General features: G+C 69.1%; 13 protein-coding genes and 3 pseudogenes. 6 read left to right on the top strand and 10 right to left on the bottom strand.

The genetic code is table 11. The annotated features are described in order from the left end of the window. Positions 1 to 77 precede the first annotated feature (77 nt). A complete protein-coding gene (locus tag FHS37_RS33380; protein WP_184828300.1) occupies positions 78 to 632 on the top strand; it encodes a hypothetical protein in 555 nt (184 codons plus the stop codon). On the opposite strand, the gene FHS37_RS33375 is transcribed toward FHS37_RS33380, so the two are convergent. Together FHS37_RS33375 and FHS37_RS33370 are read right to left on the bottom strand one after the other, a co-directional pair. Continuing rightward, complete coding sequence (locus FHS37_RS33375) at positions 619 to 1,953, bottom strand: TerD family protein (protein WP_184828173.1); 1,335 nt, start codon at positions 1,951 to 1,953, stop codon at positions 619 to 621. The genes FHS37_RS33380 and FHS37_RS33375 overlap by 14 nt on opposite strands. Positions 1,954 to 2,322: 369 nt before the next feature. Further along, the gene (locus FHS37_RS33370) at positions 2,323 to 2,925 is read right to left on the bottom strand and encodes a DDE-type integrase/transposase/recombinase (protein WP_184828171.1); all 603 of its coding nucleotides are present in this window, start codon (positions 2,923 to 2,925) and stop codon (positions 2,323 to 2,325) included. Positions 2,926 to 3,212: 287 nt separating this feature from the next. On the opposite strand from FHS37_RS33370, the pseudogene FHS37_RS33365 reads away from it, so the two are divergent. Further along, positions 3,213 to 3,936, top strand: a pseudogene (locus FHS37_RS33365) (transposase). 569 nt (positions 3,937 to 4,505) lie between these two features. Then, complete coding sequence (locus FHS37_RS33360; protein WP_245005736.1) at positions 4,506 to 5,390, top strand: glycosyl hydrolase; 885 nt, start codon at positions 4,506 to 4,508, stop codon at positions 5,388 to 5,390. 45 nt (positions 5,391 to 5,435) lie between these two features. Here FHS37_RS33360 and FHS37_RS33355 read toward each other — a convergent pair whose 3' ends face one another. From FHS37_RS33355 to FHS37_RS33320, 8 genes are all read right to left on the bottom strand, one after another. After that, entirely contained in the window at positions 5,436 to 6,113 is a 678-nt protein-coding gene (locus tag FHS37_RS33355) for an alpha/beta fold hydrolase (RefSeq protein WP_184828167.1), read from the bottom strand. After that, on the bottom strand, positions 6,110 to 7,306 hold the full coding sequence (gene manA / locus FHS37_RS33350) for a mannose-6-phosphate isomerase, class I (protein ID WP_184828165.1): 1,197 nt from the start codon (positions 7,304 to 7,306) through the stop codon (positions 6,110 to 6,112). Before manA ends, FHS37_RS33355 begins: the two co-directional genes overlap by 4 nt. 104 nt (positions 7,307 to 7,410) lie before the next feature. Further along, complete coding sequence (locus FHS37_RS33345; RefSeq protein ID WP_184828163.1) at positions 7,411 to 9,912, bottom strand: carbohydrate binding domain-containing protein; 2,502 nt, start codon at positions 9,910 to 9,912, stop codon at positions 7,411 to 7,413. 150 nt (positions 9,913 to 10,062) lie between these two features. Further along, complete coding sequence (locus FHS37_RS33340; protein ID WP_229890240.1) at positions 10,063 to 11,073, bottom strand: LacI family DNA-binding transcriptional regulator; 1,011 nt, start codon at positions 11,071 to 11,073, stop codon at positions 10,063 to 10,065. 40 nt (positions 11,074 to 11,113) lie between these two features. Then, entirely contained in the window at positions 11,114 to 13,627 is a 2,514-nt protein-coding gene (locus tag FHS37_RS33335; RefSeq protein WP_184828159.1) for a glycoside hydrolase family 2 protein, read from the bottom strand. 44 nt (positions 13,628 to 13,671) lie between these two features. Next, a complete protein-coding gene (locus FHS37_RS33330; RefSeq protein ID WP_221500627.1) occupies positions 13,672 to 14,514 on the bottom strand; it encodes a carbohydrate ABC transporter permease in 843 nt (280 codons plus the stop codon). Between the two features lie 32 nt (positions 14,515 to 14,546). Next, positions 14,547 to 15,512, bottom strand: coding sequence for a carbohydrate ABC transporter permease (locus FHS37_RS33325; protein ID WP_184828155.1), 966 nt, complete (start codon positions 15,510 to 15,512; stop codon positions 14,547 to 14,549). 133 nt (positions 15,513 to 15,645) lie between these two features. Continuing rightward, positions 15,646 to 16,959 (bottom strand): extracellular solute-binding protein, encoded by a 1,314-nt coding sequence (locus FHS37_RS33320; protein WP_184828153.1) that lies wholly within the window; start codon positions 16,957 to 16,959, stop codon positions 15,646 to 15,648. 356 nt (positions 16,960 to 17,315) lie between these two features. On the opposite strand from FHS37_RS33320, the gene FHS37_RS33315 reads away from it, so the two are divergent. From FHS37_RS33315 to FHS37_RS33305, 3 genes and pseudogenes are all read left to right on the top strand, one after another. Next, positions 17,316 to 18,269: an ROK family protein gene (locus tag FHS37_RS33315; protein WP_184828283.1), complete on the top strand. Its 954-nt coding sequence runs from the start codon at positions 17,316 to 17,318 to the stop codon at positions 18,267 to 18,269. Positions 18,270 to 18,466: 197 nt separating this feature from the next. After that, positions 18,467 to 19,229 (top strand): annotated as a pseudogene (locus FHS37_RS33310) (transposase family protein). 20 nt (positions 19,230 to 19,249) lie between these two features. Beyond that, positions 19,250 to 19,834 (top strand): annotated as a pseudogene (locus FHS37_RS33305) (helix-turn-helix domain-containing protein); the annotation flags it as partial. Between the last annotated feature and the right edge of the window lie 45 nt (positions 19,835 to 19,879).

Genomic DNA, 19,879 nt, shown 5'->3' with positions numbered 1-19,879 from the left:
GGACGCTGCCCGTACCATCTGCCTGCGGCTGCGCATCCCTCCAGTCAGGGACCCGCGCTATCACGAGACGCAGGTACGTGTTGCCGCTCACGCAAGCGCCCGGCACCCAGCTGCTGGACGTGGTGGACGAGGTTCTCCTCGCCGGGGCTCCGGACGAGTGGGAGATCGAGGTTCTCGGCCGGATGCTCGACGACGCCGGGTCGGCCTGTCAGATTGATGAGGCCGGGGACGGGCTGGAGGAGCGGGTGACCCCGGCCGTACGCGGCGCGGTCCGTCAGACGATCGCCGATGCGGCGGCCGGGACCGTCGCCGGATCGGCCGCCGCCCCCTCGCCGCAGCGTGGCAGGGCCTACGGACGCGGCCCGGACCCGATGCGCGCGCACAGCGAGGCCATCAAGGCGGTGGAGTGCGCGGCGCTCGGACGGCAGCGGGATCACCTTCTTCGCCCGCATGTCGTAGGCCCGGTACTTCGACAGGTCGGTGCAGAGCGATGCCGTCCAGGCCGTCGTCGGCCCGCTGTCTCATCAGCAGACCGCGGATCTGGCATCGGCACAGCAGCTGTGGACGCCGAGCCCGCCACCCTCCTCGGCGTCTCCTTGCCTACCGTGCACGAGCTCATTAGCGGCGTTTGAACTCCACCGGCCCCGCGTTCATTTCGATGGTGCCGTCCGCGTGCAGGACCGGACGGCGTTCGGTCATGCGGGCGCTGTAGGCCTCGACGTGGCGGATGGATGCTCCGTCGGCGGCAGTGAAGTCGACGAGTGCGATTGCCACCCAGTAACGGGTCTTGGTGTTCTCGTAGAGCGGGACGGTGACGGTCGAGCCGCGGCCGTCGTCGATGACGACCTTGGCCCCGAAACTACGGAAGGAGCCGAAGCCGTTGCTGAGCGCTGAATACGCGCACAGCAGGACATAGCCCTGTTCGTCGGGGCGCACAATCTGCACAGCCTCACGGCCGGGGACGCGGGAGTCGCCATCGAGGCGGATGTAGGGACGGCTGGTGAGCGAGCCCAGCCGCCGGTAGTAGACGACGTCGGCCTTCTTGCCCTCCTTCGGAGCCGCCGGTATGGCAGAGGTCACCGTGCCGCCGGCCCGCAGCGGCTCACCCTGAGGCACGTGACCGGACTTGACCAGGGCACCGGGGGGCACTGTGCCGCGCAGAGCCTTGCTGGCAGGAATGAACAGGGCGTACAGGTCCAGGTCGGCGCCTCGCCTGCGGCGCTGCTCGCTGCCGCCGTCCCACTCCAGCGCCGCTGTGACGACCAGCTCGCGGTCGGCCTTGTCCAGGCTGAGGGAGACCTGGCTGCCCTTGTCGAGGCTGACACGCCCCAGAGGCGGCTTGAGGAGCCTCGCAGAAGGCGTGGGCAAGGCTGCAGTCGGGACGGGGTCGGGAACGGCGAGAGCCGTGGGATGTTCCGTCGGCGGCTCGAGTGCTTCGTCCTCGGCGACCTCGATGCCGAAGTCGGTGGCGAGGCCGGCCAGCCCGTTGGCGTAGCCCTGGCCGATGGCTCGCAACTTCCAGACGGTGCCGCGGCGGTAGAGCTCCGTCAGGAGAACCGCGCGTTCACCGTCGGTGAGGACCGGCAGGCGGAAGAGGACCGTGTCACCGCTGACCCGGGCGCTGACATGGACATTCTTTACGTCTCGGAAGGTGCGGGACGTGTCGTCGGGATCGCAGCTGGCTACCAGTACGACACGGTCCACGTCCGCGGGCAGGGCGGCCGTGTCCACCTCGATACGCTCGAGGCTGCCGACGTCGGCGGCAAGGTGGCGCACGGCCCCGGACTCGGCGGAGGGCTGGTTGTAGAAGACGAGGTCGTCGTCGGACCTGACCTTGCCATTCGCGGTGACCAAAAGAGCACTGAGATCGACTGTGTCACCCTCGACGGAAAGCTCCACGGTCACCGGCCCGGGCCCTACCGTAGTGTTCCCACCTTTGGCCAGCTCCAGCATGTTGCCCACCCTCGTACGAACTCCCCGCCATTATCCCGCCACTGTGTCATACCGAGGGCTGGTCCGACTGGTTGCGACCTCTCAGCCTTTGCTTGGAACCTGAATCCGGCGGCGTATTGCAGTCATCGAACGGATTATCGACATGGGGATGGACTGTGAGAGCGAGAGGGGCATGACTGTGACGCTGCCGGAGCCTACCGGGCGCCCTCTGGGGGTGCTGACGGCTCGTCGGGACCGGTGTGGCAGCTGTCGGAGCCGGCGAAGATCGAGCGCTTCAGCATGCGGTCGATGGGGGAGGCAGCAGAGGCTGCCGGATGTACCGGTGGCACGGGGAGATGTACGAATGCCGGAGAAGAGCGTATGAGGCGATTACGCGGAGAGCAGGGCGGACAGGGCGTCCGAGCGTGAGGGTGAGGAGAAGCAGTGAGGTTTCCCCGTGATGTTGGACACTCGATGCTTACGCCGCGAGGGCGTGTCCTTGCTCGTGTCGTTGCCGGATCTCCAGCGGGGTGAGATAGCCCCAGACCGGATGCTTCCGCAGTCGCCGGCGGTTGTAGAAGGTCTCGATGAAGGCGTAGATCCCCGTTCGGGACTCGTCCGGTCCGGCCAGCAGCGGTGCCGATTTCTTCCTTCAGCAGCGCGAAGAACGCTCGGCGGCGGCGTTGTCAAGCACGAGCCGGTGCGGCCCATGCTCTGCCGCAGCCCCAACCGGCGTATCTCGCGGCGGAGTTCGTCGGAGGTGTATTCGCTACCGCGGTCCGGATGCGCGATGCAGCCGGGCTGGAGCCGGCTGCGTCCGGCAGCCATGACCAGCGCGTCGACGACCAGCGAGGCGCGGTGGTGGTCGACCATGGAGTAGCCGACGATCTCGCGGGTCGCCAGATCGAGCCAGGTCGCCAGATCGAGCCAGGTCGCCAGGTAAAGCCAGCCCTCGTCGGTGGCGATGAAGGTGGTGTCGCCGACGAGCTTCATCCCGGGGACCGGGACGGTGAAGTCCCGCCCGAGCAGGTCCGCCGCGGGCACGGCCCCGCTCACGCATGATGCGCTCGATGCGCTTGCGGTTGATCCGGTGCCCGAGCCGGCGCAGCTCAGCATGGACCCGCGGCACCCCGTAGGCGCCGCGGGAGGCGAGGTGCAGCACAGTGAGCTTCTTCGAGGTGGCCACCGATCGGGTGACAGTCTGCGAGCCGCAACGAGCGAGGCCCCCGGGCTGTTGATCGAGATGTCTGACGTCTCAATCACGTTGCTCGGGGACCTCGTTGGTCATCCATCCTGCCGCACTCGACCTGCCGCATGCGCTCGCCGAGTGGGTCACCATGCTGATCGTCACCCGTGAGGGCGACCGGCGCTGCAAGCTCCGCCCGTCTCAACGCACGATGGTGGCACTGGTGTACCTGCGCGAACACACCACCCTGGCGAAGACCGCTGCCGGATTCGGGATCAGCGAGTCCACCGCCCACACCTACACCAGCACGGTCGTCGACCTGCTCGCCGACCGTGCACCGGGCCTGCTGAAGACGCCACGCGAGCATGATCCTGACCTCGTCCTCCTCGACGGGACTCTCGCCGAGTGCGACCGGGTCGGCGACGGCCGGGCCGACTACCCCCACAAACACCGACGCCACGGCGTGAACGTGCAGGTTGTCACCGGTCCCGACGGCCGGCTGCTGTGGCTCGCCCGCCCTGCCGGGCCGCACCCACCGGACCATCCGCATCTGCGAGCGGCAGGGTGTTCCCATCGTCGCCGATCTCGCCTACCGGAGCGGCGACCCTTGGCTGACCACGGGCATCAAACGCAGGCCCCTGCAGGAACTCGGCCTCACCGAGAAGACCCGCAACCGTGCCCTGGCCGCGACACGGGCACCCGTCGAACGCGGCGTCGCCCGCCTGAAGTCCTGGCGGATCTTCCGCAGATCCCGATGCGGTCCAAACCGCACGACGTCAATCGCCAAAGCCGTTCTCACCCTGGAGTTGCAACGCTGAAGAAGCTCACTGCATGACAACCGGTCTCCACGATCAAGGTGGAAGCCCCCGTGCAGGTCGTCAATCGATGCGGACACCCGGCTGGTGATCGCGGCGGCCCGGCCGGCGCCGGGAAACCGGAAGCCCGGGGAGCGGCCGCTGGTCCGCCGCGATTTCGACCCGTCTCGCCGTGAGGCCACCGTCGCCGCGCCCTCCGGTGAGCCGTTCCGACGCGTCGTGCTCCACGACGAATGGGGCAAGGGAATTCTGGAGAACTGGTCGGGCTCAGTAGCTTGAATACGTACATGCGGGACATGCAGGCAGGTGCCCGTTAGCGTTCAGGAAACGTTAAGTAAAAAGAATGCGGACAGCCCGCAGATTACCCCACGGACTATTGACGGGCATCGATGCCGCCGTCACCTTCGTAGGGTCACGTATTCCGTTCGAGTACGAGAGCTGGGATGCTCATGAGAAACATCCGGCAACGCGTCACCTGGATCCTGGCCGTCACGGCGGTTGCCGTGTCGATCTCCGTATGGCCTTCTACGGAACCCGCGCAGGCATTTCCCCCCACTCCCAAGCAGAATGTACTGAACTACCTTCGCGCTATTTCCGGGAACCAGATCGTTTCCGGTCAGCACAACAAGGAACCCGCTTCCGCACCCGGGCAGTACACGCAGCAGGTCAAGGACGTGACCGGGCAGTACCCCGGCCTGTGGGGCGGAGACCTGATGTTCCACGCCACCGATGTGGCCAACCGCCAGCGCGTGGTCGACCAGGCGAAGACCGAGTGGACGAACGGCTCGCTGGTCACCCTCACCTGGCACGTCTGTCCCCCGACCGGGGGTAGCACCTGCGCGTTCGAGGGCGGTGTGAAGTCGAACATATCCAGCGCTCAGTTCTCGCAGATCATCACCGAGGGAAGCGCCCTGAACAACGCCTGGAAGCGGCGCCTCGACGAGGCCGTCCCTTACCTCCAGCAGCTGAAGAACGCGGGCGTTCCGGTCCTCTTCCGGCCGCTGCACGAAATGAACGAATCGTGGAACTGGTGGGGAAACCGTCCCGGCGCGAACGGCAGCGCTCGCCTCTACCAGATCACCCGTGACTATCTCGCCGGGACGAAAGGGCTGGACAATCTGATCTGGGTATGGAACGTGCAGGACAATCCGGCGGGCGGCTGGAGCAACTACTACCCGGGCAACCAGTACGTGGATGTCGTCTCGCTGGACGTCTGGTACAAGAGCCACCCCAGTTCCGCCGACTACCAGCAGATGCGCGGCATCGCGGGCACGAAGCCGATGGCCATCGCGGAGATCGGCAAGATGCCGACCGCTGCCCTGCTGGACAGCCAGACCCAGTGGGCATGGTTCATGATGTGGTCCGAGCATCTGCGCGGGAACAACACAAACGCCGAGATCCAGGCGGCGTACTTCCACCCCCGTGTGCTGAACCAGGGTGAGGTCGTGCTGCCCTAACGCCCGACGCGAGCGCTGCGCGGCTGAGTCTGCCGGCGGTACCGGTCAGAGCCAGCCACGCAGCGCCCCGAGGAACCCGGCCGGATCATCACGGTGGACGGTGTGCCCAGCACCGTCCACCGTGTGTACGTGCCAGCCTCGGCGGCTCAGCACCGTGGCGTGTGCCGGCGAGATCCGCTCACTGGGACCGGCGAGCAGGACGAGCGAGGGGACCGTAGGGACGCCCGGCAGGCCGGGCAGGTGCTGGAGCGCGGTGACGGACGCGGGGTCCCAGGTGGCGAGCGCCTGCCGCTCGGCGGCGATGTCGTCGTCGTGCCAGCGGGGATGGGCGGCACGCAGCTCCCGCCAGGTGGCGTGTTTGCCGGCACGCAGGGCGTCCAGGTCCCGGTTCCGGGGCACCCAGGCGGGGTCGCAGTGGACGGCGCGGGCGCAGCGCAGTCGCGGTACGGCGAGCAGCAGCACGGCCGAGCCCAGTGAGTGGCCGATGGCGAGGTCGGGCGCCGCGGGCAGGGTATCGAGCAGGTCGGCGGCGAGTGCGGTGGGTGTGTACACCGGGGCGGGCCCACTGGCTCCGTGGCCTGGCAGATCCACGGCGACGACCCTGTAACCGTGCTCGGCGATCGCCGGAGCGACTCGGCTCCAGCCGCGCGAGTCCGACATGATGCCGTGCACCAGTACGGCTGTGCGGGGGCCGTCGCCCCAGATACGGGTCGCGAGCCTCACGAGACGCCGACCAGGGGCACCCGAGCCCGGTAGAGCACCGTTCCCTCACCGGAGACCGCACAGGGCGAGCCGGCCGGGACGAATGCGGCAGCACCTGCGGCAAGAGCCGGTCCTGCTTCCAGCAGCGCTTCGCCGGTGAGGCAGAGCAGCACCTGGGGTCCGGCGTCGGTCAGGCATACGGCCTCGGCGCCCACCTCGATGCGGGACAGCGCGAACTCCGTCGCCGGGGAGGCATAGTGTGTCTCACCCCTCACCCCCGTGGGTGAGGGCTGTATGACCGATGGTCGTGTCGCGGTCAGGTCGACGATCTCACTCAGGAGTGCGGTGTCGACGTGTTTGTCGGTCAGGCCGCAGCGGAGCACGTTGTCGGAGTTGGCCATGATCTCCACGCCTGTCCCCCGCAGATAGGCGTGCGGCACTCCCGCCGCCAGGTACAGGGCTTCCCCTGCGTCGAGAGTGACATGGTCGAGCAGCAGCGCCGCGAGCAGGCCGGGGTCGTCGGGAAAGTCGTCGGCCACGGTGGCGTACGCGGCGGCGACCGAGTTCCACGGGCCGGGCGACGCGGCAAGCGGGGGCAGGGCGTCGGCGACGGCGCGCACCAGACGTGAGGGCGCGGTCAGGGCCGCCTGAAGTGTGTACCCGAGGGAGTCCCGCTGCGGGCGGGAGCGCAGCGCAGCCGCCCACCCTTCGAGTCCGGGCACGGAAAGGGCGTCGAGCAGATCGGCTGTACGGGCCGGCTCGCGGAAGCCGCAGAGTGCCTCGAAAGGCCCCAGCGCGCACAGCAGTTCCGGCTTGTGGTTGCGGTCCTTGAAGGTGCGGTGAGGGGCGTCGACCGGTATTCCGGCCGCGTCCTCGCGGTCGTGGCCGGCCCGTGCCTGCTCGCGCGTGGGGTGTACCTGGACCGAGAGTGCCCGGGCGGCTGCCAGCAGTTTGAGCAGGAAGGGCAGGTGCGGCCCGTGGGCCGCGAGGCTCGCCTCGCCCAGTTCGCCGACGGGGTCGGCGGCGATCGCGGCCGCCAGATTCGGGGTTCCGGGCCTGCTTGCGAGCGGTGACGGAACGGCGTGGTGCGCGCCGAACCACAGCTCGGCTTGGGGTTCCCCGTCGGGCTGCTGTCCGAGCAGGGCGGGGAGCGCGGTGCGTGACCCCCAGGAGTAGGTGCGTACGACGGGGGTCAGCTTGGCGATCGCGGTCATGGGTCTCTCCTTCAGACGTGGAAAGGGCCGCCCTCGGCGACCGAGGGCGGCGGGCCTGTGCCGGGCAGGGCTCAGGAGAGCCGTGCCCGGCAGGACGGGTGGGATCAGTCCGTGGCGGTGATCGAGTCGATCCAGGCCGTGCCGGCCTTGCCGTTGAAGTAGAAGGACATCTGTGTGACGTGGGTGAGGTCGAGCGGACCCTTCGTCGCCCACGGCGGGTTGGTGAAGTCCGCGAGCGGGAGGGTGAGCATCGCGCCGTCGGTGTTGGTGAGCGGTACCGTCTTCTCCCAGTAGATGCCGGCGGCGACGAACTGGACCGTCAGGCTCTGGTTCTCGGTGCCGTCCGAGCGGGCCCACAGGCGCAGGTTCCGGGCACCGCCCCAGTCCTGGGGGGTGGGCAGGGAGCGGATGACCCCCGCGTAGCCGGGGGTTCCGGGGTCGTAGGCGGCGCGCAGGGCGCGGCCTTCGCCGTCGGCGTGTTCGCCGTCGAGGGAGACGGTCACCGGGCCGCCGCCCGTGTTGCGGACGTACGCGGCGGTCAGCGCCGCGCCGTCCGGGTGGTTTTCGAAGTCGTCGACGGTCAGGGCTCCGGTGGTGAAGCGGGTGGGGGCGCCGTCGGCGGTGCGGGTCCCGGCGCCGTTCACGGCGGTGACCCGCAGGTGGTAGGTGGTGTTGGGCCGGAGGTTGACGGGCGGGGCGTAGCTGGTGGTCCGCAGCCCGGTGACGTCGATGACGGGGTCGGACAGGTCCGCGTGCGTCGAAAGGGTCACCGAGTAGTGCGCGGCGTTCTCGGAGGCCGTCCAGGTCAGCGGTGCGGTGACGGACACCCCGGTCGCGCCGTCCTTCGGGTTCTGCCGGAATGTACCGGGTGCCGTGGCCGCAGTGGATGCCGCGTCCTCGGTGAGGGTGACGCCGGTCAGCGGTGCCGGACGAGACGAGGCGGCCCAGACCAGCCGGACGCCGACTGCCTCACGCGGGGGCTCGATGCGCAGCAGGGTGCCGCCACGGGTCGTGGACACGGCGGGCTCCACCGGTTTCCAGGTGGTTCCGTCCCGGGTGATCTGTGCGGTGGGCGGACCGCTGCGCCCACGTGTGTCGAACTGGGCCGTGATCTCCTGCGGACGCTGGGTCTTCCACGCGATCTGCCCCTCGTGGCGGGGCCGGGGAGCGACCTGGACGCCGTCACCGTCGGGGGTGCAGGTCAGACTGTCGCTGTGCGCGGAGGTGTGCGCCCAGCTCTGCAGCGGGTCGATCCGGACGTCCTGGTCGGGACCGGCGTTCAGGGCGGTGGAGGTGGCGAGGGCGCGTCCGGCCCGGTCGAGCGCCGTCACCCGGTACCAGGCGCGCTTCTTGGGGGTGGTGGCGTCCAGCCACGGCGCGTCGTTGTCGGTGAGCGGGGTCGTGGTGAGCGCCGTCCACGGTCCGCGTGCGCCCTCCACTGATCGCTGGACGCGGTAGGTGTGGGCGCCGGCGGTGCCGCGCCAGGCGATCTCGTTGATGCCGGCCCGTTTGGTGACGGCGGTGATCAGGGGCGGGGTGACGGGTACGGCGGGCAGTTGCCTCTCCCCCGCGATGACCTTTGCCAGCGCCGCGTTCGCGAGGACGTCGGTGCGCATCGCGGCCGTGTCACCGGGATGGTGCAGGGTGAAGCCGTCGTCGTGCTGGACGTATCCGTGGTCGTCGGCGTGGCCGAACAGGGACCAGGAGAGCACTCCGGTGACGTCGGGATCGTCGGCGAGGGTGAGCGCGTCGGCCGCGGTGAGGCTGTCAGAGCCGTGTTCGCCGGCGATGTAGACCTTGCCCCGGTCGGTGACGCGTGCCGCGTCCGCGGTCATGGCGCCGGCCGACGACGGGTAGTAGTGCACGTCGACAATGTCGACCTCGTCGGATGCGAGGGCGGCAGCGTCGACTCCCTGCTGGCGGCCGGCGGAGATGAGGTGGCGGGGCGCGAGCTTGCCGACGTAGGCGCCCATCTCGTCGACCCAGTCGCGGGTCATGTCGTTCAGTTCGTTGCCCAGCTCCCAGGACATGATCGTGGGGTCGTCCTTGTAGGCGAGACCGGTGTACGGGTTGACGTGGTCGAGCACGTGCCGGACGTAGTCCTTGTAGGCGGCCTTGGCCCGGGGATCGGTGTAGAAGTCCTTCGGTTCCTTCAGACCGAGCCACTTCGCCATCGTGGGGTAGCCGCCGTGGTAGTAGTCCCACTGGTCGGTGAGCGGGACGATCAGCCTCAGGCCGTAGGCGCGGGCCCGGGCGATGGCGTAGTCGATGGGCGCGAACGCGTTCTCGTTGAACTCGCCCGCCTCCGGCTGGATGCACTGCGGGCAGCCCAGGGAGGTGCCGAGCGTGTGGGAGCGGACGACGGTGGCGTTCATCGCGCGGGCCGTCTTCAGTGCGTCGTTGATCCGGAAGTAGGTGGGGTGGTCGACGCCGCCCACGTTCTCGTCCAGGCCGAGCCAGTACAGGTTGGTGCCGGCGAAGCGGAATGGCTTGCCCTGGAGTGTCAGCGTGCTCCCGTCGCGCTGGACGAACGCGTCGGTGGTCCGGCCGCCCGGTTCGGCGGTGGCGGGGACCGAGGCGGTGGCTGCGACGACGAGGGCGCTCACCGCGAGGAGGGAAGCGAGGGTTCTTCGGCGGTTTCGGGGCACGGCGGACCTGCCTTTCGGCTCAAGGGAAGCAGTGGGCGGGAAGCGGAGCGGGGAGGTGGCCCGGGCGGGGTGTCCACGGGCCCGGGCCACCGGTCTGGTGGCTTTCCGTCAGTCGGTGGTGTCGTGCGGGGGTGCGCTGCTGCCGCGGGGCAGCAAAACGGGTGTCGCGGCGGGGCTCGACGCGGGGTTGCGGCGGTGGACGACGTCGAACAGCCGGCGGGTGACGTCGGCGCCGAATCCGAAGACGTCGTGACTCATGGCGGACAGGTTCGGATGCGTGAGCCGGCACAGCTGGGAGTCGTCCCAGGCGATCAGGCTGACGTCCCTGGGCACGCTCAGGCCCATCTCGGCGGCCACAGACAGTCCCGCGACCGCCATGATGTCGTTGTCGTAGATGATCGCCGTGGGCCGCTCCGGGGATGCGAGCAGTGAGCGGGTGGCACGGGCACCCTGCTCACCGGAGTAGTCGGTGGTGAGGCTGCGGGCCGGTTCCAGTCCGAGTTCCGCCACGATGGCGTTCAGCGCGGCGGTGCGGATCATGGTGTGGCCGAGAGCCGGATGCCCGCCCACCCGTGCGATGCGCCTGTGGCCGAGGGCGGCGAGGTAGCGCACCGCCTCGTGCACGGCGGCTTCGTCGTCGGTCCACACCGAGGTGAAGTCGCCGGCCAGGGACGGATGGCCGACCACCACGGCGGGCAGACCGATCGCCGCCAGCTCGGTGATCCGGGGGTCGTTCTGCTGGATGTCGACCAGGATGGAGCCGGCGATCCGGCGGGACTGCCACCACTGACGGTGAACGGCGATCTCCTGGTCGGTGTCCCGTACGAGGTGGAGCAGCAGCGAGCAGCCGTGCTCCTCCAGGACGGACTCGGCACCAGAAATGAACTCCATGTAGAAGGGCTCGAGCCCGAGCTGCCGGGCGGGACGGGCGATGACCAGGCCGACGGTGTCCGCCGCGCCGGTCGCTGAACCGGACAGCTTGATCGCGGCCTGGTTCGGCACCCAGCCCAGCTCGGCGACGGCGGCCATGATGCGTTCACGCGTGGCCTCCGACACTCCTGGCCGGTTGTTGAAGGCCAGGGACACCGCGCCGCGGGACACACCGGCCCGGGCCGCCACGTCAGTGATCGTGACGCGCCCCGACCGGCGTGCCCTTGCCTCATTCACGGACTTCTCCGCCTTCGTTGACGCTGTACAGCGCCGCGCGGGCGGCCTCCGCATCGGGCTGCGGCCAGCCGGTGACCCGCCACGTCATGCTCTCGCCGGGCAGGAGCGTCACCCGCCCATGGTCGGTGCGGGCGTGCGCGTTCAGGCGGTCGGCCTGGAGCAGCAGGTCCCGCACGAGCCCGTCGGCCGTGGCCGTGACCAGCACGCCGTTGTCGCCGTCATCACTCACCCGCACGTCGTAGGAGGCGGCGGGGTAGGCGAACTCGCGGTCTGCGCAGGCGAAGTGCACCGCACGCAGGCCTCCCCCACCAGCGGCTCCGCTCGAGCGGGGGGACCCCCACGTATCGGCGACGAGGAACTCCTCACGTACGTCACCGAACCGTGTGACCGACTCCGGCAGCCGCTCCAGCGCCACGCTCCGTGCCGCCGCCTTCAGCACGACCTCGGCCCGTGCCAGCACCGTGCCGTCCGCCGCGACCCGGCGGACGGTGGCGGTGGCGTCCCAGGTCGCCGCACTCTGGTTGCAGCCGGCGAGCAGCAGGTCGCCGTCGCGGTCCTGGATCGTCAGCAGCCGGTCGGCGTAGAGCCGGCGCATCTCGAAGTAGAGGGGCTTGAGCCGCCCGTCGCCGTCGATCGCCGCCCAGGAGGTGACCGGCCAGCAGTCGTTGAGCTGCCACAGGACCGTGCCCGCGCAGCGCGGCCAGTGGGAGCGCCAGTGCTCGACGCCCGTGGCGACGGCCCGTGCCTGGTTGAGCTGGGTCAGGTAGTGCCAGGTGTCGAAGTCGGCGGGCTCCGTGAAGTGCGGGGCGAGGCCCCGGTTCAGCTTGCCGTTGCCGTCCTCCGCCTTCTGGTGGTGCAGCATGCCGGGGGAGTCGGCGGTCAGCGGGCGCTCGGACAGGGCTCGTTGCAGCGTGGCGAGTGCGGGCGGCGCCTGCCAGCCGAACTCGGCGACGAAGCGCGGCACGGTGGTGAGGTAGTCGCTGTAGTCGCGGCGGTTCCACACCTCCCACGAGTGCGCGGTGCCGTGGTCGGGGTCGTTGGGCGTGTGATTCCAGGATCCTGACCAGGGGCTGCCCGCCCAGTACGGGCGGGTCGGGTCCGTCTGCGCGACGATGCGCGGCAGCAGGCCGAGGTAGTAGCCCTCGCCCCAGGAGTCGCCGGCGAGGGTCTGCTCCCAGTCCCAGTCGGCGAAGCCCCAGAGGTTCTCGTTGTTGCCGTTCCACAGGACCAGCGACGGGTGGGGCATCAGCCGGGCCACGTTCTCCCGGGCCTCGGCCTCGATCTCGGAGCGCAGCGGCTGCTCCTCCGGGTAGGCGGCGCAGGCGAACAAAAAGTCCTGCCAGACCATCAGGCCCAGTTCGTCGCACACGTCGTAGAAGGCCCGGTCCTCGTAGATCCCGCCGCCCCACACCCGCACCAGGTCCACGCCCGCCTCGGCGGCCTGGGTGAGGCGGGTGCGGTAGCGGTCGGGCGTGACGCGGGCGGGGAAGGCGTCGTCGGGGATCCAGTTCACGCCCCGGGCGAAGACGGAAGTGCCGTTGACGATCAGGGTGAAGGCGCTTCCGTGCTCGTCCACGGACGTGTCGAGCCCGATCGTGCGGAAGCCGATGCGGCGCTCCCACGTGTCCAGGGCCCGGTCGCCGTCGGGATCGCTGAGAACGACGGTGCAGCCGTACAGCGGCTGGTCACCGTAGCCGCGCGGCCACCACAGTGCCGCGTCCGGGACCCGTACCGTCACCGTGGCGGTGTTCTCCCCCGGGGCGACGGTGATCTCCGCGGACGCGTCCCCGACCGCGGCAACCAGCCGCAGGGCCCTGTCCCGTCCGGTCGCCGTGCGCTCCAGGTCGACGACGATCTCGGCGACGCCGGTGCCGTCCCCGGCGACGGTGACCTGGGGGCGGACCGCGGCCAGCCGGGCCGTGGACCACTGCTCGATCCGCGCCTGGCGCCACACCCCGGCCGTCACCAGCGTGGGGCCCCAGTCCCAGCCGAACGAGCACGCCATCTTGCGGATGTAGTTGAACGGCTCGGGGTAGGAGTTGGGCCGCTCCCCCAGCGCTGTTCGCACCTCCTCCGCTTCGGTGTAGGCGGAGGTGAAGGCGACTTCGAGCGGCGCGGGTCCGTCGGCCAGCAGTTCGGTGACGTCGAACCGGTAGGAGCGGTGCATGTTGCGGGTGCGGCCCAGCAGCCGGCCGTCGACGTGGACGGCTGCGACCGTGTCCAGACCGTCGAAGACCAGGTCGGCGCGTTCGAAGGCGGTGTCCCGCCGGGGCAGTTCGGTCGCGTACGTCCAGTCGGCGCGGCCCACCCACGCGACCTCGTCCTCGTTGCGGTCGAGGTACGGATCGGCCAGCAGGCCCGCCGCCATCAGGTCGGTGTGGACGCAGCCGGGCACCTGCGCCGGCACAGCGGTCCCGGCCAGCCCCGGGGGCGCTTGCTCGGGGGTGTGGCGGTCGGTGTTCAGGCTCAGCGTCCAACCCTGGGAGAGCGGGGTGCGGACCTTCATGCGGACTCCTTGAGACGTGGTGCGGGGCGCGGCGGGCGGGCGGGTCACTTGTTGGCACCGGCCGCGAAGCCGCTGTAGATGAAGCGCTGCAGCGCCAGGAAGACGATCAGGGTGGGCACGATCACCAGGATCGCGCCGGCGGAGATGGTCTCCCACTGGGCGTCGAAGGGGCCCTTGAACCGGAAGAGGGCGGTGGAGATGGTGCCGAGTTCGGGGTCGGGCATGTAGAGGAAGGGCACGTAGAAGTCGTTGTAGACGGCGATGCCCTTGACGATGACGACGGTGGCGATGGCCGGTCGCAGCATCGGAAAGATGATCTTCCGGTAGATCGTCCAGGAGTTGGCGCCGTCGATGCGCGCGGCCTCGTCCACCGAGGTGGGGATCGACCGGATGAACTGCAGGAAGATGTAGATCGAGACGATGTCGGTGCCTGTGTAGAGCAGGATGGGTGCCCAGCGGGTGTTGAAGGCGCCCAGATCGTCGATCACCTGGAAGGTGGCGACCTGTGTCGTCACGCTGGGGACCAGCGCGGCCAGCAGGAAGAGGCCCATCACCAGATTCTTGAGACGGAACCGGAAACGGTCGATGGCGTAGGCGGTCATCGAGCCGATCAGTACGGTCCCGGCGGTGGAGACCACGAGGATCAGCGCCGTGTTGCCGAACGCTGCCAGCATCGCGCCCTGTTCGAAGGCGGTGGCGTAGTTGGCGAAGTTGAACCAGTCGCCGGGCGGTGACAGCGGGCCGTCGTTCACTATCTCCGACCGCGTCTTCAGCGAGGTCAGCACAACGACGCCGAGAGGCACGAGGACCACGGCCGACGCCAGCAACAGGGACAGGTACTTCAGGGCGACGGCGGTCCGGGACAGGGCGCCGCGGTCGCGCCCCAGACGCCGGGCGGCGGGGACGGTGGTGCCGGTGGTCACGAGAGTTCCACCCTCTCCTCGGGGATCAGCCGGCGCTGGACCCAGGTGATCAGCAGGATGAGGATCAGCAGGACGACGGCCGAGGCCGAGGCCAGGCCGACCTTGTCGAACTGGAAGGCGAGTTTGACCGTCTGGATGACGAACGTCTCCGTGCCGTTGGCGCCGCCGGTCATGATGTAGGGGATCTCGAAGACGGCCAGTGAGCCGGACACGGCGAGGATGAAGCTCAGGCTGATGATGGGCTTGATGCTGGGCGCGATGATGTGCCGGAACTGCTGCCAGCGGTTGGCTCCGTCCAGCTGCGCCGCCTCGTACAGGTGCGGCGGGATCGACTGGATGGCGCCGAGGAACAGGACCATGTTCAGCCCCATGAAACGCCACACCGACACCCCGGCGAGTGAGGGGTTGGCCAGGTCCGGGTCGCCCAGCCACAGGTGCTTGCCGTCCACGCCGATCAGGCGCAGCAGTGTGTCGAGGGTGCCGTCGGGCTGGAAGAAGTACAGGAACACGAATCCGACGGCCACCCCGTTGATCAGGTAGGGGAAGAACAGCAGGCCCTTGAACAGGTTGCGGAACCGGGTGTCGAAGCTGAGGACCGTCGCGAAGTACAGGGCGAGAGCGATCTGCACGACGGAGGCCGCCAGGTAGAAGCCGCTGACGAGGAACACCTCGAACCGGGCGGGCTGCGTGACCAGGTCGGTGTAGTTCTCCGCACCCACGTAGGAGCGTGTGGGGCTGACGCCGTCCCAGTCGGTGAAGCTGTAGCCGATCATGTCGGCCACCGGGAGATAGGTGAACGTCACCAGCAGCGTCAGGGGCGCGGCCAGGAAGAGCCAGGGGGTCAGGACGGCGACACGGCGGCGCCTGCCGGTGCGTGGCCGGCCGGTGCCGGACTCGGGAGGCGGAGCGTTTCGCCGGCCGACGGCGTGCGCCGAGGCTCGGGTCTTCTGGACAGCGGTCATCTCGTGGTTCCTCGTGGTGGGTTCCCGGTCATGCGTACTGAGCGGCGACGGCACGGCGAGCGACGGGGCGCGTGGAGTCCCGGTACGCGCGGGGCGGATGCTTGCCGAGCGTTCTCGCCGTGCCGTGGTGCGGTCAGCCGCCGAGGGTCTGCTGGGCCTCGGACCATTTCCCGTTCAGCTCGTCGAAGTAGCTGTCCATGTCCCCGTCGGCCGCACCGCGGGCGATGTCGACCAGCTTCTGCCGGTAGTCCTGGGCGGTGATCCCGATCTCCGACGCCTTGTCGATCTCGTTGACCTCGGCACGGTTCTTCTGGTGCTGCGGAATCGTGGTGACATCGTTGTCGGAGAACGCCTTCAGCGTGTCGGGCAACGGGGCGCCCTTCACGGAAGAGATGGAACCTTCGGCTGCGGCCTGGCCGGACTTGGTGATGTACCAGTCGATCCACGCGCGGGCGGCGGCCTTCTTGTCGGAGTGGACGTTGACCGCGTACTGGTAGTCGGGGCGCAGGACGGAGCAGAACTTTCCGCCCTTCTGTGCGGGGAACGGCATGAAGCCGATGTCGTCGGGGTCCTCGCCGGCCGCCTCCGCCGCGGCGCGCATCTGGGAGATCGCCCAGGAACCGAGCCACATCGAGGCGACCTTGCCGGTCCCGATACGCGCCTTGGAGTCCTCCCAGTTGGTCGTGGTGGGGTCGGGTTCGGCCAGCTTCTTGTCGACGATCGTGTAGAGCAGCTTGTCGATCGTGTACAGGTCCGACCCCTCGGTCCAGGGCTTCCCGGTCTTCGCCAGCGCGTCGTAGGCGCCGGGGTCGCACTCGGGAGAACCGATGGCGTTCGTCCAGTTGGTCAGCGGCCAGCCGTCCTTGTAGTTCGTGTAGTACGGGACGGCGCCGGTCCTCGCCTTGATCGTCTCGAGGTCCGCGACGAACTCCTCCGGCGTGGCGGGCCAGTCGGTGATGCCGGCCTTCGCCCAGACCGCCTTGTTGTAGACGAATCCGTTGGCCACGCCGATGTTGGCCAGGCCGTAGACCTTGCCGTCCACAGTGGCGTGGTCGGTGTAGTCGAACTTCGCCGACAGTTCGCCGGCCTTGCCCAGCGGGGCGAAGAAGGTGGGGTACTGCTCGAGGGAGAGGGAGTTGGGGATCAGCAGGACGTCACCGTAGTTCTCGGTGTTCATCCGGATCTTGGTCTCGCCCTCGTAGTCGGTCAGACCCTCGAACTTGACCTTCACGCCCGGGTACACCTTGCGGAACTCCGCGGCGTACTTCTCCAGCGTGCCGTCGGATATCTGGTCCGTCCTGTTGGTCAGCACCGTGATCTCGCCCGACACCTTCGCCGGGTCACTCGGCGGAGCGGCGATTTCGCCACGCCCGTCACCCCCCTGTCCGCTACAGGCTGTCACCGCCACCGTGGTTGCAGCCACAAGAAGCACCCATTTTCTCCGCATCCCCGCCACCTCTCATCGCGAACTGCCGACACCAGACCGAGGGAAACGCCGTATCGGCTCTCGGGACCCCGGCCCGATGAGCGCTCAACGTAGACGTAGCTTCGCGGCAATGTCCATAGACCGGTCTAGATCGATTCTGTTGACTTCCAGAGCTCTGAACTGCATCTTTACTAAACCATGACTAAATGTGGCCCGACCTGAAGACCTCCCTCAGAAGAGATGCGCACAGCTGTAGACATCGTTGTCATACGCGTGCTCCTATGTGACGGTGTCCTGACCCGGCTGTACGCACCCCCCTTCGGAGAGTCATCACCGTGAGTAGTCAGCAATTCGCCGTCCCGGCCCGGGGCGATGTCCTGATAGCTGCCCTCGACATAGGGGGGACCAAGATCGCGGGTGCGCTCGTCACTTCGGCCGGCGCCCTCGTCCACCACGTGCGCCGCGCCACCCCGGCGCAGGAATCCGCGGACACGCTCCTCGACGCCGTGTACCAGGTGGTGAACGCCCTGGCCGCCGCCCCGTTGTGGGAAGACGTCCGCGCACTGGGCATCGGCAGCGCCGGCCCGGTCGACCTGGCACACGGATCCGTCAGCCCCGTCAACATCCCCGCCTGGCGAGACTTTCCGCTCGTCGAATCCGTCAGCGCGCATCCGGCGCTGGCGCACAGACCCGTCGTGCTGGCGGGCGACGCGGTGGCGATGGCCGCGGCCGAGCACCGCCACGGTGCCGCACGCGGCCACGGGGACGCACTGTGCCTGGTCGTGTCCACGGGCGTGGGCGCCGGTCTGATCCTCGACGGCCGAGTGCGCCACGGCCTCACCGGCAACGCCGGTCACCTCGGCCACATCAGTGTCGACTTCGACGGCGAACCCTGCCCCTGCGGTGCGAATGGCTGCCTGGAAGGCATCGCCAGTGGTACGGCCATCACCCGGCACGCTCTTTCCCTCGGCTGGCGGCCGCCCGCGACGGCGGACACACCGGCGGTCGCGGCAGCAGCCCGAGCCGGTGACACGGCCGCCGTCGCCGCGTTCGACCGTGCGGCCCGCGCCCTGGCGGCCGGTATCGCCGCCACGGCCGCACTGGTCGAGATCGACATCGCCGTGGTCGGCGGTGGCGTCGCCCAAGCAGGCGATGTGCTCTTCTCTCCGCTCAACCATCACCTGCGACGCTACGCGGCGATGCCGTTCCTGCGTCATCTGCATGCCGTCCCGGCCGAATTGGGTCCCGATTCCGGCCTGGTCGGCGCAGCGACCCTGGCGGAATCCGCAGCACCGGCTGCTGCGAACCTGCTCATCGATGGCCGCCGGTGAGGAATCAACTCTGAGCGGTACCGAAGATACGGCTCCGCTTTCTGTTATCCCCGGCGTGCCTGGAGCCCCACCTACACCATGAACGACTGAGCTCTTTCCAACCTGCCGGGTCGATCGGCCAGTTGGGCTGACGGACAGGTGAAGCCCCTGGTAGATGGGTTTTCGACCAGGAAATCCGTCCCCACCAGAGGCTTCGTGTGCTTGTCTACCCGTCCGGCATCGACGTGTCCAGCTCTGCCCCGCGCTTCCTGTCCGCCAAGCTCCGCGAACACCGCCGGGACCTCGGTACCCGCTGGCGGCGCCTGAGCCCGGGCAGGCAGGCCCTGCTCGCCCTCGCCCACCTTCGCAACGGCCACCCGTATGCCCAGCTCGCGGCCGGGCTCGGCATCGGGACCGCCACCGCCTGCCGGTACACCACCGAGGCCGTGGAGCTCCTGGCCGCTCCCGCCCCACTCCTCGTGGAAGCGGTCCGGACGGCATCGACGCAGGCGTCCGTGCTGCCGGACGGGACCCTGCTGCCGATCGACCGGATCGCCGCGCACCGTCCCTTCTGCTCCGGCAAGCACAGGAAGCACGGGATGAACGTGCAGGTCCTGGCCGATCCGTCCGGTCGACTGCCGTGGGCCTCGCCGACTCTGCCCGGTGCCGTCCACGACGTCCGGGCCGCACGTGAGCACGCCGTCGTCGCCGCTCTCGCGGACGCCGGCATCACTGCTGGGCGGACAAAGCTCATCGAGGCGCCGGGGGCACGGTCCGGGTTCCGTACCGGGGACGCTGGGAGACTCTCTCCACAGGCCAGAAGGCCGTCAACCGTTCCCACGCGAAGATCCGGGCCCTCGTCGAGCAGGCCGTCGCCATCCTCAAGTCCTGGCGACTCCTCCGCAAGATCCGCTGCTCCACCACCCGCATCACCCGCCTCGTCCAAGCCGTCCTCTCCTGCATTTGGCCAGCTCAGACTGAGGATGGAAAACGCTCACTGGCTCGACTGCAGCCGCATGCATCCGCTCACGGCAGAGATGCCTGAGGCCGTCCACCTTCCCAGCCGGGTGGGCAGCCACCTCGAACTCCGTGCCGCCATCGACCTGCTCGCCGGTGAGCTGGATGAGATGCGACCCGGCTCCTGCGTGGCGCTCCCGAGTCTGCTCGACCTCCTCCTCGTCTACATCATCCGTGCCTGGATGACCGAGGCCCCCAGCGGGGCTTGGCCCCGCGTACTGGGCGATCCAGTGGCGGCCGCCGCCCTGCGGGCACTGCATTCGGACCCGGCCGCGCCGTGGAGCAATGACCGTCTGGCGGCGGAGGCGGGCGTCTCCCGTCCCACCCTGGCGCGCCGGTTCACCACCCTGGTCGGCCGTCCTCCGATGGCGTACCTCACCTGGTGGCGTGTGATCCGCGCCGCCGCCCTGCTTCGCGACACCCCGGACACCCGGGCCACCATCGCCGGCCGAGTCGGCTACGGCAGCCCGTACGCGCTCTCACACGCCTTCCAACGGGAGTTCGGCACCACACCGGGACGGTATCGAGCCCAGGCCGCGAAACGATCCGCTGACGTCGAAACAGACTGACAGCAGGAACCCGGAACGGTTCGAATCCCGCCTTGGCGGCGGTGA

It is taken from the genome of Streptomyces griseomycini (genome assembly GCF_014203535.1).
In the GTDB taxonomy this organism is placed as follows: domain Bacteria; phylum Actinomycetota; class Actinomycetes; order Streptomycetales; family Streptomycetaceae; genus Streptomyces; species Streptomyces griseomycini.
The sequence above is the reverse complement of the archived record's forward strand: the minus strand, read 5'-3'. Positions and strand labels throughout refer to the sequence as shown.

Coding starts and splice junctions, on each gene's coding strand:
- FHS37_RS33320 (WP_184828153.1), bottom strand. CDS start 16,959: ATGCGGAGAAAATGGGTGCTTCTTGTGGCTGCAACCACGGTGGCGGTG.
- FHS37_RS33375 (WP_184828173.1), bottom strand. CDS start 1,953: ATGCTGGAGCTGGCCAAAGGTGGGAACACTACGGTAGGGCCCGGGCCG.
- manA (WP_184828165.1), bottom strand. CDS start 7,306: ATGACCGCGATCGCCAAGCTGACCCCCGTCGTACGCACCTACTCCTGG.
- FHS37_RS33325 (WP_184828155.1), bottom strand. CDS start 15,512: ATGACCGCTGTCCAGAAGACCCGAGCCTCGGCGCACGCCGTCGGCCGG.
- FHS37_RS33335 (WP_184828159.1), bottom strand. CDS start 13,627: ATGAAGGTCCGCACCCCGCTCTCCCAGGGTTGGACGCTGAGCCTGAAC.
- FHS37_RS33370 (WP_184828171.1), bottom strand. CDS start 2,925: ATGAAGCTCGTCGGCGACACCACCTTCATCGCCACCGACGAGGGCTGG.